The 13,644-nt window shown below is 67.9% G+C and carries 14 protein-coding genes; all 14 read left to right on the forward strand.

Annotated features, from left to right (window positions below; translation table 11 throughout):
- Positions 1 to 3 precede the first annotated feature (3 nt).
- The 14 genes from ACYVBN_RS02450 (at position 4) to ACYVBN_RS02515 (ending at position 13,643) form a co-directional block, all read left to right on the forward strand.
- The gene (locus ACYVBN_RS02450) at positions 4 to 1,278 is read left to right on the forward strand and encodes a serine hydroxymethyltransferase (protein WP_460599138.1); all 1,275 of its coding nucleotides are present in this window, start codon (positions 4 to 6) and stop codon (positions 1,276 to 1,278) included.
- Between the two features lie 6 nt (positions 1,279 to 1,284).
- Entirely contained in the window at positions 1,285 to 2,367 is a 1,083-nt protein-coding gene (locus ACYVBN_RS02455) for an MraY family glycosyltransferase (RefSeq protein ID WP_440282674.1), read from the forward strand.
- Between the two features lie 179 nt (positions 2,368 to 2,546).
- Entirely contained in the window at positions 2,547 to 3,005 is a 459-nt protein-coding gene (locus ACYVBN_RS02460; RefSeq protein ID WP_460599139.1) for a hypothetical protein, read from the forward strand.
- Positions 3,006 to 3,025: 20 nt separating this feature from the next.
- A complete protein-coding gene (locus ACYVBN_RS02465; protein WP_460599140.1) occupies positions 3,026 to 3,328 on the forward strand; it encodes a hypothetical protein in 303 nt (100 codons plus the stop codon).
- Positions 3,329 to 3,441: 113 nt separating this feature from the next.
- The gene (atpB, locus tag ACYVBN_RS02470) at positions 3,442 to 4,236 is read left to right on the forward strand and encodes a F0F1 ATP synthase subunit A (RefSeq protein ID WP_460599141.1); all 795 of its coding nucleotides are present in this window, start codon (positions 3,442 to 3,444) and stop codon (positions 4,234 to 4,236) included.
- Between the two features lie 117 nt (positions 4,237 to 4,353).
- Complete coding sequence (gene atpE, locus ACYVBN_RS02475) at positions 4,354 to 4,563, forward strand: ATP synthase F0 subunit C (protein ID WP_440282678.1); 210 nt, start codon at positions 4,354 to 4,356, stop codon at positions 4,561 to 4,563.
- 49 nt (positions 4,564 to 4,612) lie between these two features.
- Positions 4,613 to 5,209 (forward strand): F0F1 ATP synthase subunit B, encoded by a 597-nt coding sequence (locus tag ACYVBN_RS02480; RefSeq protein ID WP_440282679.1) that lies wholly within the window; start codon positions 4,613 to 4,615, stop codon positions 5,207 to 5,209.
- The gene (locus tag ACYVBN_RS02485; protein WP_460599142.1) at positions 5,209 to 6,021 is read left to right on the forward strand and encodes a F0F1 ATP synthase subunit delta; all 813 of its coding nucleotides are present in this window, start codon (positions 5,209 to 5,211) and stop codon (positions 6,019 to 6,021) included. Before ACYVBN_RS02480 ends, ACYVBN_RS02485 begins: the two co-directional genes overlap by 1 nt.
- A 98-nt stretch (positions 6,022 to 6,119) precedes the next feature.
- Positions 6,120 to 7,757 carry a F0F1 ATP synthase subunit alpha gene (gene atpA, locus ACYVBN_RS02490; RefSeq protein ID WP_460599143.1) on the forward strand — a complete coding sequence of 546 codons (1,638 nt, stop codon included), beginning with the start codon at positions 6,120 to 6,122 and terminating at the stop codon, positions 7,755 to 7,757.
- A 101-nt stretch (positions 7,758 to 7,858) separates the two neighbouring features.
- Positions 7,859 to 8,770: a F0F1 ATP synthase subunit gamma gene (locus ACYVBN_RS02495; RefSeq protein ID WP_460599144.1), complete on the forward strand. Its 912-nt coding sequence runs from the start codon at positions 7,859 to 7,861 to the stop codon at positions 8,768 to 8,770.
- Between the two features lie 25 nt (positions 8,771 to 8,795).
- On the forward strand, positions 8,796 to 10,277 hold the full coding sequence (atpD, locus tag ACYVBN_RS02500) for a F0F1 ATP synthase subunit beta (RefSeq protein ID WP_460599145.1): 1,482 nt from the start codon (positions 8,796 to 8,798) through the stop codon (positions 10,275 to 10,277).
- 633 nt (positions 10,278 to 10,910) lie between these two features.
- Positions 10,911 to 11,549: a hypothetical protein gene (locus tag ACYVBN_RS02505; protein WP_460599146.1), complete on the forward strand. Its 639-nt coding sequence runs from the start codon at positions 10,911 to 10,913 to the stop codon at positions 11,547 to 11,549.
- A 19-nt stretch (positions 11,550 to 11,568) separates the two neighbouring features.
- Positions 11,569 to 12,921, forward strand: coding sequence for a uracil-xanthine permease family protein (locus ACYVBN_RS02510; protein ID WP_460599147.1), 1,353 nt, complete (start codon positions 11,569 to 11,571; stop codon positions 12,919 to 12,921).
- A 53-nt stretch (positions 12,922 to 12,974) separates the two neighbouring features.
- On the forward strand, positions 12,975 to 13,643 hold the full coding sequence (locus ACYVBN_RS02515; protein ID WP_460599148.1) for a YdeI/OmpD-associated family protein: 669 nt from the start codon (positions 12,975 to 12,977) through the stop codon (positions 13,641 to 13,643).
- Position 13,644: the final 1 nt, after the last annotated feature.

Below are 13,644 nucleotides of genomic sequence, written 5' to 3' on the forward strand. Positions count from 1 at the left end.
GACATGACCACCCCCTTCTACGGCTCCGACTTCGACGCGCTCGAGCAGTTCGACCCCGACATCGCCGGTGTGCTCCTCTCCGAGCTCGACCGCATCCGCAGCGGCCTGCAGCTGATCGCCAGTGAAAACATGTCCAGCCCCGCGGTGATCACCGCGCTCGGCTCCACCCTCACCAACAAGTACGCCGAGGGTTACCCCGGTCGCCGCTATTACGGCGGCTGCTCCGAGGTCGACAAGGCCGAGACGCTCGCGATCGACCGCTGCAAGGCGCTGTTCGACGCCGACCACGCCAACGTCCAGCCGCACTCCGGCGCCAGCGCCAACCAGGCGGTCTACGGCGCGTTCCTCAAGCCCGGCGAGACGATCCTGTCGATGTCGCTGCCGATGGGCGGTCACCTCACGCACGGCACCAAGGTCAGCTTCTCCGGCAAGTGGTTCAACGCCGTCACCTACGGCGTCGACAGGGAGACCGAGGACATCGACTACGCCGAGGTCGAGCGCCTGGCCAAGGAGCACAAACCCAAGGTCATCCTGGCCGGCGGCTCGGCGATCCCGCGCTTGATCGACTTCGAGTTCTTCCGCAAGCTGGCCGACGAGGTCGGCGCGATCTTCTGGGTGGACGCCGCCCACTTCATCGGCCTGGTCGCCGGCAAGGCGATCCCCAGCCCGGTCCCGTATGCCGACGTCGTCTCCTTCACCACCCACAAGGTGCTGCGTGGCCCGCGCGCCGGCGCGATCGTCTGCAAGGAGGAGCACGCCAAGGCCATCGACAAGGCCGTCTTCCCGATGATGCAGGGCGGCCCGCAGATGCACTCGATCGCCGCCAAGGCGGTCAACTTCAAGGAGTGCGCGACGCCCGAATACGCCGCGTACGCCCGGCAAGTCATCGCCAACGCACAACAGTTGGCGGCGTCGCTGGGGGAGCACGGCATCCGCCCGACCACCGGCGGCACCGACACCCACCTGTCGCTGCACGACCTGCAGGGCATCGGCGTCACCGGCGCCGACGCGGAGCAGCGGGCCGACGCCGCAGGCATCGTCCTGAACAAGAACGCCATTCCCTTCGACCCGGCCAAGCCGAACATCGCCTCCGGCATCCGCGTCGGCTCGCCCTGCGTCACCACCCAGGGCATGGGCACCGAGGAGATGAAGTTGATCGCCGACCTGATCCACACCGCGATCACCGAGGGTGACGGCGACCGCGAGCACGCGGCAGCCAAGAAGGTGCGCGCGCAGGTCACCGAGCTCGTGGAGCGTTTCCCGGCATACGCCCGCTGACGCTCCGTGCGGGAATATCTGCTCATCGCGATCGTCGCCGCGGCGATCACCTTCATCACGACCCCTGGCATCCGGTGGGCGGCGGTGCGCTGGAACGCCGTCACACCGGTGCGTGGGCGTGACGTGCACACGGTGCCGATCCCGCGGCTGGGCGGCGTCGCCCTGCTCGTCGGCTTCGCGGCGTCGATCCTGGTGGCCCGCCAGTTGCCCTACCTGGGCAGCAAGATCGACTACACCAGCCTGCTGTGGGTGCTGGCGGCGGCGGCGATCGTCACGGCGCTGGGCGCCATCGACGACCTGCGCGAACTGGATCCACTGACCAAGGTCGCCGGTACGATCGTCGCGGCGCTGGTGATGTCGGTGCTCGGCGGGGTGCAGCTGCTCTTCCTGCCGATCCTGGGCACGGCGACCTACTTCCCGCAGTCGGTGCTCTTCGCACTCACCGTGCTGGTGGTCCTGGCCACCACGCAGGCGGTCAACTTCGCCGACGGCCTCGACGGCCTGGCGGCGGGCACGACGGCGATCGCCGCGACGGCATTCTTCATCTGGAGCTACGCGACCCGCCAGAACTACGACTACGGCGTCTTCACCCTCGCCACCTTCATCTCGGCGGCGGTCGTGGGTTGTTGCATCGGTTTCCTCCCGCACAACTTCCACCCGGCCAAGCTCTTCATGGGCGACGCCGGGTCCTTGCTGCTCGGCCTGCTGTTGTCGGCGGCACTGATCTCCTTCACCGGCAACTTCGACCCCGCCGGCGACCAGGCGCGCACTTCGACGGTGGCGATCCTGCTGCCGATCGCGCTGCCGGTCCTGGTGCTCGCGCTGCCGGTGCTGGACGTGCTGCTGGCGTTCGTGCGCCGCGGCGGCAAGTTCTGGCATCCGGACAAGAAGCACCTGCACCACCGGCTGATGCGGATGGGTCACCCCCACCGGCAGGCCGTGCTGCTGCTCTACCTGTGGTCGGCGTCGGTCGCCGGGGGAGTGCTGCTGTTCAACTTCCTGTCCACCCCGGTCGCCGCCGCCGTGCTGATCGGCCTGATCGTGCTGTGTCTCGGCCTCACCCTCGGCCTGCCGCGACTGACCCGCTGATCGAGTCCGTGGCGCAACGGCCGTGATCGCTGAAGGAGCGCCCCGACGCGCGAATTTCCCTCGGAACCGGAGCTTGTGATAACTTTCACAAGCAGGACGAAGAGGTGATTCGAAGCCTCGAACGCCTCGAGTGAGACGCTCTTTCCACGCCCATGCATCACGCAGATTGGTACGAGCCCATGACGGACTCCCGACCGGAAGTTGCCCCGGCACCCCCGGCCGTTCCGTTCGCGACGATGTTGCGAGCGGGCATCGTGGCCAACGCCGTCTGCCTCCCCGTGCTGACGATCGTCTTCTGGATCCTGAACGGCCCCAAGGGTGGCGCCAGTGCCGCGATCGGCGTCCTCGTCGCGCTCGTCTTCTTCGCCGGCGGCCTCGGGCTGCTGCAGCGCGTCCCGAATGACAACACCATGTTGCTACTGGCGAGTGCGCTGGCGGTCTACCTTGGACAGGTCATCTTCCTCGGCATCATCATCCTGGCTCTGTCGGAGCGGGACTGGATCGATGGCTGGGCGTTCGGGCTCTCCGTCCTCGTGACGGCACTCGCCTGGCAAGTGGCTCAGGTCACCGCCTATGTGCGTGCGCCGAAGGCGGTCTATTCGGAGCTGTCCGGCGCGACCGAGGGGAGCACCCGATGAGTGGAGCGATGGGCGGAGCGATGAGCGAAGACCGTGTGCCGCAGCAGCACGACACCACCGAGTCGCCGCGGCAGCCCCGGCGCGACGGCCTCATCGGCACCTTCCTGGCCAGTTCGGCCGACTGGAAGACCGAGCGTCCCGGCATGACCGAGTCCGTCGGGGTGAGCGCCCTGAGCTACCTGCTGAGCGGACCGGTACTATTTGCCCTGATCGGCTACGGACTGGACCGACTGCTGCACGTCGGTTTCCTGGTCCCGGTCGGCCTCCTCGCGGGGATGGCCTTGTCGATCTACCTGATCTGGTTTCGGTACGGTGCGCAATGACAGCCTTGTTTCAGCTGCCGATGCGCGCCGTCGCTGAGCGACATACCTCGCCCAGCAAACACAGCATCAGACCAGAATTCCCGACCAACCTGAAAGAAGACTGAGGAGCGCCTGTGAGCTTCAGCCCACTTGCTGCGGTGAAGACGGACACGTTCGAGCCGCCGAACCCGCAGGAGTTCTACCAGCGGTTCTTCGGCCACGGTGACTGGTCGTTCACCCGGCCGATGGTGCTCTTCCTGATCGTCGGCGTCGTCGTGTGCGGCTACTTGGTGATGACGACCCGCAAGGCGGCCATCGTGCCGAGCAAGGGTCAGTGGCTCACCGAGCAGATCTACGCGCCGATCCGCAACGGCATCGCCCAGGACATCATCGGCACCAAGGAATTCCTCAAGTACGTCCCGTTGCTCTTCGCGGTGTTCTGCACCCTGCTGCTGAGCAACTTGATGAGCGTCATTCCGTTCTTCCAGTTCCCGCCGACCGGCCGGGTCGCGTTCCCCATCGCGCTGACGCTCTTCGTCTACGTGATCTACCAGGCGATCGCCTTCAAGCGGAAGGGTGTCGTCGGCTACCTCAAGAGCCTGATCCCGCCGGGGCTGCCGCTGTGGATCCGGCCGATGATCCTGGTGCTGGAGATCATCACCTACTTCGTCACCCGGCCCGTCACGCTGGCGCTGCGACTCTTCGGCAACATGTTCGCCGGCCACATGCTGCTGCTGCTGTTCATCACCGGCGGTGAGTTCATGCTGCTGCACCAGAACGGCTTCCAGTACAAGATCTTCGGCATCGGGTCGTTCCTGATGGCGGTGCTGATGACCTTGTTCGAGATCCTGATCGAGTTCCTGCAGGCCTACATCTTCACCCTGCTGGCGGCGACCTACATCGCCGACTCGATCGCCACGGAGCACTGAGCGCCAGCGGCGCGAGTGCACCCCACAGCCTCACAACCGAATACGCACCATCCACACACTTCCGGTCGGTCCCACCGGCCGGAGCAATGAAAGACAAACTCAGAAAGAGAGACCATCGTGTCAGGCAACATTGCGATTCTCGGCTACGGCCTCTCCGCCATCGGCCCCGGTGTCGGTATCGGTCTGATCTTCGCCGCCTACATCAACGGCGTTGCGCGCCAGCCCGAGGCCCGCGGCATGCTGCAGTCGATCGCCATTCTGGGCTTCGCGCTCGCCGAGGCGCTGGCCATCTTCGGTCTGGTCCTCGCGTTCGTCTTCAAGTCCTGAGCGCGACGCCATACCGCAAGCCATCAGCCCAGTCTCGTAGGAGAGAGTCATGCACAGTGTCGCCCTAGCGGCGCTCGCCGCCTCCAGCGACCACTCCGTCGCCGAGAGGGCGCCGATCCTGCCGCAGTGGTCGGAGTTGATCTTCGGCCTCGTCGTGTTCGCGGGCATCCTGTTCGTCATCTGGAAGAAGGTCGTCCCCAACCTGGAGAAGGCCTACCAGGAGCGGACGGCTGCCATCGAGGGCGGCATGGAGCAGGCAGCGGAGGTGCAGAAGCAGGCGGAGGAGGCCAAGTCGCAGTACGAGGCTCAGCTCGCCGACGCCCGCGCCGAGGCCGCCAGCATCCGGGAGGACGCCCGTTCGCAGGGCGCGCAGATCATCGCCGAGATGCGCGCACAGGCCAACGCCGAGTCCGAGCGCATCATCGACAGCGCGCACAAGCAGACCGAGGCCGAGCGTCAGCAGGCCCAGGTCGAGCTGCGCAGCCACGTCGGTCGGCTGTCGACCGACCTGGCCGGCAAGATCGTCGGTGAGTCGCTGGAGGACGAGGCCCGCCAGCGCGGCATCGTCGAGCGCTTCCTGGCCGACCTCGAGTCCGGTGACGTCAAGCCGGAGAAGGTCGGCACGACGCCGAACGAGGGTGCCTGATGCAGGGCGCTTCGCGTGGTTCGCTGCTGACCGTCCGGCAGGAGCTGAATGCCTCGCTGGAGTCCGGCGCGGACGCCACCGCGCTCGGCGATGAGCTGTTCGCCGTGTCCGGGGTGCTCGGGTCCAGCGCGTCGCTGCGGCGTGCGCTGACCGACCCGACCGCCGAGGAAGCCGGCAAGGCGTCGTTGGTGGACCGGCTCTTCGGCGGCAAGGTCAGCGACGCCGCCGTGCAGTTGCTGCGTCGCGCCGTCGGTCAGCGCTGGGCGGACGAGCGGGACCTCGGTGACGCGCTGGAACAGCTCGGGGTGGAGTGCACGCTCACCGCCGCCGAGCGCGCCGGTCGCATCGACGCGGTCGAGGACGAACTCTTCCGCTTCGAACGCACCGTCGCCGGCGATGCCGGCTTGCGGGACGCGCTCGGCGATCGCCGTCGCTCCGGCGAGGACAAGGCCGATCTGGTCGGCCGGCTGCTCGAGGGCAAGGCCGCTCCGGAGACGGTGCGTCTGGCCCGCCAGGCTGCCGCCAACCCCGGCGGTCGCCGCGTCGAACGCGTGCTCGAGTCGTATGTCGCAGTCGCCGCGCAGCTGCGCGACCGGCTCGCCGCGACCGTCACCTCGGCCGTGGAGCTCAGCGAGGATGACCGGTCCCGACTGGGCCACGCGCTGGCCCGCGTCTACGGCCGTCCTGTCCAGCTCAACGTCATCGTCGACCCGCGCATCGTCGGCGGCCTGCGGGTGCAGGTCGGGGACGAGGTCATCGACGGCACCATCGCAACCCGACTGGAGGAGGCCCGCCGCGCCATGGCGGGCTGACTCCGCGTCACACCACAGGCACCAGACACCTTCCGGCATACCGACGCTGGAGCAAGACCTAACGGGCCGTCGGCGGTCCACACAAGAGGAGAAACGAAATGACGGAGCTTTCGATCCGTCCGGACGAGATCCGGGAAGCACTGGACGGTTACGTCCGGTCGTACGAGCCGGGTGCCGCCAGCCGTGAGGAAGTCGGCACCGTCGTGGACGCCGCGGACGGCATCGCCCACGTCGAAGGCCTGCCCTCGGCCATGACCAACGAGCTGCTGGAGTTCGAGGACGGCACCCTGGGCATCGCCCTCAACCTGGACGTGCACGACATCGGTGTCGTCGTCCTGGGTGATTTCGGTGGCATCGAAGAAGGCCAGCAGGTCAAGCGCACCGGTGAGGTGCTCTCGGTGCCGGTCGGCGACGCCTTCCTCGGTCGCGTGGTGGACCCGCTTGGCCACCCGGTCGACGGCCTGGGTGACATCGAGGCCGAGACGCGCCGTGAGCTGGAGCTGCAGGCGCCCAACGTCGTCTCCCGCAAGTCGGTGCACGAGCCGCTGATGACCGGCATCAAGGCCATCGACTCGATGACCCCGATCGGCCGCGGCCAGCGTCAGCTGATCATCGGTGACCGCAAGACCGGCAAGACCACGATCGCCACCGACACGATCATCAACCAGAAGGCCAACTGGGAGTCCGGCGACCCCGCCAAGCAGGTGCGCTGCATCTACGTCGCGATCGGCCAGAAGAACTCCACCGTCGCCGAGATCCGCAGCACCCTGGAGACGGCCGGTGCGATGGAATACACCACCATTGTCAACGCCCCCGCCGGTGAGGCAGCGGGCTTCAAGTACCTCGCGCCGTTCACCGGTTCGGCCATCGGTCAGCACTGGATGTATGCCGGCAAGCACGTCCTGATCGTCTTCGACGACCTGACCAAGCAGGCCGAGGCCTACCGCGCCATGTCGCTGCTGCTGCGCCGCCCGCCGGGCCGCGAGGCCTACCCGGGTGACGTGTTCTACCTGCACAGCCGTCTGCTGGAGCGTTGCGCGAAGCTCTCCGACGAGCTGGGCGCGGGCTCGATGACCGGTCTGCCGATCATCGAGACCAAGGCGGGCGACGTCTCGGCATACATCCCGACCAACGTCATCTCGATCACCGACGGCCAGATCTACCTGCAGGCCGACCTGTTCAACGCCAACCAGCGCCCGGCGGTCGACGTCGGTGTGTCGGTGTCGCGTGTCGGTGGTGCCGCCATGACCAAGGCGATGAAGGCCGTCACCGGCTCGATCAAGGTCGACCTGGCCCAGTACCGCGAGATGCAGGCGTTCGCGATGTTCGCCTCCGACCTGGACGCCGCCTCCCGCCACCAGCTGGCCCGCGGTGACCGCCTGATGGCGCTGTTCAAGCAGCCGCAGAACAGCCCCTACTCGCTGTCCTCGCAGGTTGCCGCGATCTGGGCGGGCACGACCGGTCAGCTCGACGACATCGCCGTCGCCGACATCGGCCGGTTCGAGGCGGAGTTCCTCGACCTGCTGCGCCGCGAGCACAAGGGCACCCTCGACGCGATCGAGGAGAGCACCAAGCTCGACGACGACGGCAAGCAGGTCTTCGAGGAGGCCATCACGAAGCTGAAGTCGCAGTTCCAGGGTGGACCGGACCACGGTGGCGAAGGCGCCGAGTCCCACGACGAGATCGCCCAGGACCAGATCGACCAGGCGAAGATCGTCAAGGCAAAGCAGGGCTGAATCCCGAAGGCCGAGGCGGGGATCCGCTTTCGATCCTCGCCTCGACCACCGGGTCCGGCAGCCGGGCCCGCAGCACAATTTTCGACTAGGAAGGGGACACCATGGGCGCGCAGATGCGGATCTACCGCCAGCGCATCCGGTCTGTCCAGGCCACCAAGAAGATCACGCGCGCGATGGAACTCATCGCGGCATCGCGTGTGGTCAAGGCGCGCCGGCGGGTCGAGCAGTCGACGCCATACGCCATCGCGCTGACCCGTGCGTGCTCCGCCGTGGCGACGCACAGCAACACCGACCACGCCCTGACCACCGAGCGGGAGCAGCCCAAGCGCGCCGCGGTGCTGATCTGCACCAGCGACCGCGGTCTGGCAGGCGCCTACTCGGTCAACGCCATCAAGCAGTCCGCCGAGCTCATCGAGCGGCTGCGCGGCGAGGGCAAGGAGGTCGTCCCCTACCTGGTCGGTCGCAAGGCGGTCAGCTATTACAAGTTCCGCCGTCGTGAGTACGAGCAGGAGTGGACCGGCTTCACCGACAACCCCGACTTCGAGATCGCCAAGGAGGTCGGCGAGGCGCTCACCGAGCAGTTCGTCGACGGCAGCGACGAGGGCGGCGTCGACGAGGTGCACATCGTCTACACCCGGTTCGTCAGCATGGTCGCCCAGGAGCCGCAGGTCGTGCGGCTGCTGCCGCTGGAGGTCGTCGAGGGCGAGATCGACGCCGACGGTGACGGTGAGGCGGACGGACCGTTGCCGCTCTACGAGTTCGAGCCGAGCGCCGACGAGGTGCTGGACGCGCTGCTGCCCAAGTACGTCAATGCCCGCATCTACAACGCGTTCCTGCAGTCGGCCGCGTCCGAGCTGGCCGCCCGTCAGCGCGCGATGAAGTCGGCGACCGACAACGCCGAGGAACTCATCAAGACCTACACCCGCCTCGCCAACCAGGCGCGGCAGGCCGAGATCACCCAAGAGATCAGCGAGATCGTTGGTGGCGCCAGCGCTCTCGCGGACGCCTCCTGAAACGCCACGGAGAAAGAGATAGCCAATGAGTGAGACCAACGTTCTCGACACGCAGGCGGAGGAGACCGCGCCGGGCGCCGTGGGGCGCGTCGCGCGGGTCATCGGTCCGGTCATCGACGTCGAGTTCCCGACCGACGGTATGCCGGACATCTACAACCTGCTGACCCTCGAGGTCGACCTGTCCGCGGAGGGCGAGGAGACCGAGGGCAAGAAGCAGATCAAGCTCGAGGTCGAGCAGCACATCGGCGACAACATGGTGCGCGCGATCTCGCTGCAGCCGACCGACGGTGTCGTGCGCGGCCAGGCGGTGCAGGACACCGGCGGCCCCATCTCGGTGCCGGTCGGCGACGCGACCCTCGGCAAGGTCTTCAACGCCACCGGTGACTGCCTCAACCTCGAGGAGGGCGAGAAGCTCGAGGTCACCGAGCGCTGGGGCATCCACCGCAAGGCGCCGGCCTTCGACCAGCTGGAGTCCAAGACCCAGATGTTCGAGACCGGCATCAAGGTCATCGACCTGCTGACGCCGTACGTGCAGGGTGGCAAGATCGGCCTGTTCGGCGGTGCCGGTGTCGGCAAGACCGTCCTCATCCAGGAAATGATCGCCCGTGTGGCACGCGACCACGGCGGTGTGTCGGTGTTCGCCGGTGTCGGTGAGCGCACCCGTGAGGGCAACGACCTGATGGTCGAGATGGAGGAGGCCGGGGTTCTCGGTCAGACCGCCCTCGTCTTCGGCCAGATGGATGAGCCGCCGGGCACGCGTCTGCGCGTCGCCCTCTCGGCACTGACCATGGCGGAGTATTTCCGCGATGTCGCCAACCAGGACGTGCTGCTCTTCATCGACAACATCTTCCGGTTCACCCAGGCGGGTTCGGAGGTTTCGACCCTGCTCGGCCGTATGCCGTCGGCCGTGGGCTACCAGCCGACGCTGGCCGACGAGATGGGTGAGCTGCAGGAGCGGATCACCTCCACGCGTGGTCACTCGATCACCTCGATGCAGGCGATCTACGTGCCGGCCGACGACTACACCGACCCGGCCCCGGCCACGACGTTCGCGCACCTGGACGCCACGACCGAGCTGTCGCGTGACATCGCCTCGATGGGTATCTACCCGGCGGTGGACCCGCTGACCTCGACCTCGCGCATCCTGGACCCGCGCTACATCTCCCAGGAGCACTACGACACCGCGGTCCGTGTGAAGCAGATCCTGCAGCGCAACAAGGAGCTGCAGGACATCATCGCGATCCTCGGCATCGACGAGCTCTCCGAAGAGGACAAGATCCTCGTCAACCGCGCTCGCCGCATCCAGCGCTTCCTGTCCCAGAACACCTACGTCGCCAAGCAGTTCACCGGCATCGAGGGTTCGACGGTGCCCCTGGCGGACACCATCGAGGCGTTCAACAAGATCGCCGACGGCGACTACGACCAGACGCCGGAGCAGGCGTTCTTCATGTGCGGTGGCCTCGACGACGTCGAGAAGCGTGCCGCCGAGCTCGCCAAGGAAGACTGAGCCTCAGCGCCATACAGCAGTGCTGGCGAAGCCCCCGGATCACCTTGTGGTCCGGGGGTTTTCGCGTGCGTGGGCGTGCCGAAGTCTCCCCAGGGTCGAGAAATGACCGGGTATGCCGGCCGGCGGCGTACCGAAGTCTCCCCAGGGTCGGGAAGTGGCCGGGTTTGGCGGCCGGCGGCGTACCGAAGTCTCCCCAGGGTCGGGAAGTGGCCGGGTATGCCGGCCGGCGGCGTACCGAAGTCTCCCCAGGGTCGAGAAGTGACCGGGTATGGCGGCCGGCGGCGTACCGAAGTCTCCCCAGGGTCGAGAAGTGACCGGGTTTGGCGGCCGGCGGCGTACCGAAGTCTCCCCAGGGTCGACTTCGGGATGGGATCGTGTGCAGAACCGACAACGGTCGCTGGATATGCGGGGCGGAGGTGCGTTGTCGTGTGCAGAACCGACAACGGTCGCTGGATATGCGGGGCGGAGGTGCGTTGTCGTGTGCAGAACCGGCAACGGTCGCTGGATATGCGGGGGCGGAGACCGGATCGTGTGCAGAACCGGCAACGGTCGCCGGAAACCTAGGCCCAGTGCGTTGTCGTGTGCACAACCGGCGACGGTCGCCGGAACACGACGCCCAGTACCCTCGAACGTATGACGCAACCGCCCGAAAGCATCGACGACTACTACGCGAGGGTCCGGGCGGCGACGGATGCGGAAGGGCGCCTCCCGGTGGCGGCCGAGGAGATGCCGGGCTGGGACATCTTTCCCTTCGAGGTCGACAGCCTGCGGATCAAGCCGCTGCAACCGCTGGCGGAGAGCGAACCGCCTCGTGCCGGCGAGGACGCGAGCGATTGCCGCTGCGCAGCACCGGCGGCTCCCGACGACGGCACGCTGGTGTGGCACAACGATCGGTGGCGGCTGACGCTCATCGCCGACACCGGGCTGCCGATCACCGTGTCGCTCGGTCCGAAGCAGCACATGGATCTGCCCACCATGCCGCCGGACTGGGCGGCCGAATTCGGCCGGCTGACGGTGACGATCAGTGCCGCGATGGAGGCGTTGCCGAGTGTCGGTCGCGCCCAACTGGCCAAGTACGGCGACGGCAGTGCCCACTTGCACGTGTGGTTCTTCGGTCGGCCGGCGCGGATGCTGCAGCTGCGCGGCTCACCGTTGCTGGACTGGGAGGAGAACCTGCCGCGCGTCCCGCTGGAGGTGCTGCAGGCGAACGCACGGCCGATCGGCGAGGCGCTCGTGGCGGCATACGGGGGAGAGGTCGGCCGACCCGCCTGACGCCATATGCTGAGTGCCCGTGAGTCTTCTTCCCTCGTGGACCCTGCACGGTGACGGAAAATCGGTGTCCGCGGGCGAAGTGGTCGCCCCGGACGAGCGGCTGACCTGGCCGCGCACGGCAGGCATCGGCCTGCAGCACATCGTGGCGATGTTCGGCGCAACCTTCCTGGTGCCGCTGCTGACCGGCTTCCCGCCGTCGACGACGCTGTTCTTCTCGGGGCTCGGCACGATGATCTTCCTGCTGCTGACCGTGGGACGAGTGCCCAGCTACCTGGGTTCGTCGTTCGCCTTCATCGCCCCGATCGCGGCGGCCAAGGCCGATCACGGTATGGCGGGGGCGCTCGGGGGCATCGTCATGGCGGGCGTGGCGCTCGCCGTCGTCGGGCTCATCGTGCAGGTCGCCGGGGCCGGATGGGTCCGCGCGCTGCTGCCACCGCTGGTGACCGGCGCGATCGTGGCGCTGATCGGTCTCAACCTGGCCGGGGCGGCGAAGGACAACTACGTCAAGGCGCCGGTGACCGCCACCGTCACGGTGGTCGTCATCTGTCTGGTGACCGTGCTCGGCCGGGGCATCCTCGGACGTCTCGCGATCCTCGGTGGCGTGGTCGCCGGTTACGTCACCGCGTGTGTGCGCGGGGAAGTGGATTTCGGCGCGGTCGGCACGGCGGACTGGATCGGCCTGCCGACCTTCCACAGCCCACACTTCGACACCGGCGTGATCGCGCTGTTCGTGCCCGTGGTGCTGGTGCTCGTCGCAGAGAACATCGGTCACGTGAAGTCCGTGGCACAGATGACCAGCCGTGACCTGGACGACGTGCAGGGCCGCGCGCTGATCGCCGACGGCATCTCGACGGCGCTCGCCGGCGTCGGCGGCGGATCCGGCACCACCACCTACGCCGAGAACATCGGCGTCATGGCCGCCACCAAGGTCTACTCGACCGCGGCGTACTGGTTCGCCGCGCTGGGTGCGCTGGTACTCAGCTTCTGCCCGAAGTTCGGCCAGGCGATCGCCACCATCCCGGTCGGCGTGCTCGGCGGCGCGGGCGTGGTGCTCTACGGCATGATCGGCCTGCTCGGTGCACGGATCTGGATCGAGGCGCGTGTCGACTTCAGCAACGCCATCAACCTGACACCGGCCGCAATCGGGCTGATCGTGGGCATTGCCGACTTCACCTGGACGATCGGCAACGTGCAACTGGCCGGCATCGCGCTGGGCACCATGGCGGTCCTGGTCGCCTACCACCTCATGCGGGCGATCAACCGGGTCAGCGGCGTGCTGCCGGATCCGGCGACGCCGGCGCCCGCGGTGCAGCTCGACGAGCAGCCTGACGGAAGCGGTGCCCGGCAGGCCGGCGCCGACCTGGCGACCTAGGCGACGCGTCCAGCGGCGATCGACTGTCCCCGCCGCATGGCAGGCTGCCTGGTATGCCGAAAGACTCATCACCGGGCCGGCCCGGCGGCACGCCCGAGCGGCCCGCGCGGTTCTTCGCCGACGCCGCCGAGTTCGGTGCCTGGCTGGCCGCGCACCACGACACCGAGACCGAGTTGTGGATGGGGTTGGCCAAGCGGCACGTCGCCGACCGCGGGCTGACCTGGGCCGACGCGGTGCCCGAGGCGCTGTGCTGGGGCTGGATCGACTCGGTGGCCCAGCGGATCGACGACGACTACGTCCGGCAGCGATGGACCCCGCGCAAGCGCACCAGCCACTGGAGCAAGGTCAACCTCGAGCTGGTGGAGCGGTTGCGCGCCGAGGGGCGGATGCAGCCGGCCGGTTTGGCGATCTGGGAAGCCAGGCGCCGGGAGGCGGCGCCATACACCCACGAGCAGCAGGGCCCGCTCGAGCTGCCTGCCGCCTACGCCGCACAGCTGGCGGCGTCACCGGCCGCGACGGCGTTCTGGGGCCAGGCCACGCGCAGCTACCGCCGGGTGTGCGTCAACTGGGTGCTCACCGCCAAACAGGAGTCGACGCGTGACCGGCGGATGACGACACTGGTCGAGGACAGTGCGGCCGGTCGACTGATCCCGAGCCAGCGCTACGGTGCGGCGCCCGCGTGGGTGGAGCGGGCTGCGGCGGCGGCCGCCGCGGTACGCTGAA

The sequence above is a fragment of the Flexivirga lutea genome (assembly GCF_054778955.1).

Coding starts and splice junctions, on each gene's coding strand:
- ACYVBN_RS02505 (WP_460599146.1), top strand. CDS start 10,911: ATGACGCAACCGCCCGAAAGCATCGACGACTACTACGCGAGGGTCCGG.
- ACYVBN_RS02460 (WP_460599139.1), top strand. CDS start 2,547: ATGACGGACTCCCGACCGGAAGTTGCCCCGGCACCCCCGGCCGTTCCG.
- atpA (WP_460599143.1), top strand. CDS start 6,120: ATGACGGAGCTTTCGATCCGTCCGGACGAGATCCGGGAAGCACTGGAC.
- ACYVBN_RS02515 (WP_460599148.1), top strand. CDS start 12,975: ATGCCGAAAGACTCATCACCGGGCCGGCCCGGCGGCACGCCCGAGCGG.
- ACYVBN_RS02450 (WP_460599138.1), top strand. CDS start 4: ATGACCACCCCCTTCTACGGCTCCGACTTCGACGCGCTCGAGCAGTTC.
- ACYVBN_RS02480 (WP_440282679.1), top strand. CDS start 4,613: ATGCACAGTGTCGCCCTAGCGGCGCTCGCCGCCTCCAGCGACCACTCC.
- ACYVBN_RS02485 (WP_460599142.1), top strand. CDS start 5,209: ATGCAGGGCGCTTCGCGTGGTTCGCTGCTGACCGTCCGGCAGGAGCTG.
- ACYVBN_RS02465 (WP_460599140.1), top strand. CDS start 3,026: ATGAGCGAAGACCGTGTGCCGCAGCAGCACGACACCACCGAGTCGCCG.
- atpD (WP_460599145.1), top strand. CDS start 8,796: ATGAGTGAGACCAACGTTCTCGACACGCAGGCGGAGGAGACCGCGCCG.
- ACYVBN_RS02495 (WP_460599144.1), top strand. CDS start 7,859: ATGGGCGCGCAGATGCGGATCTACCGCCAGCGCATCCGGTCTGTCCAG.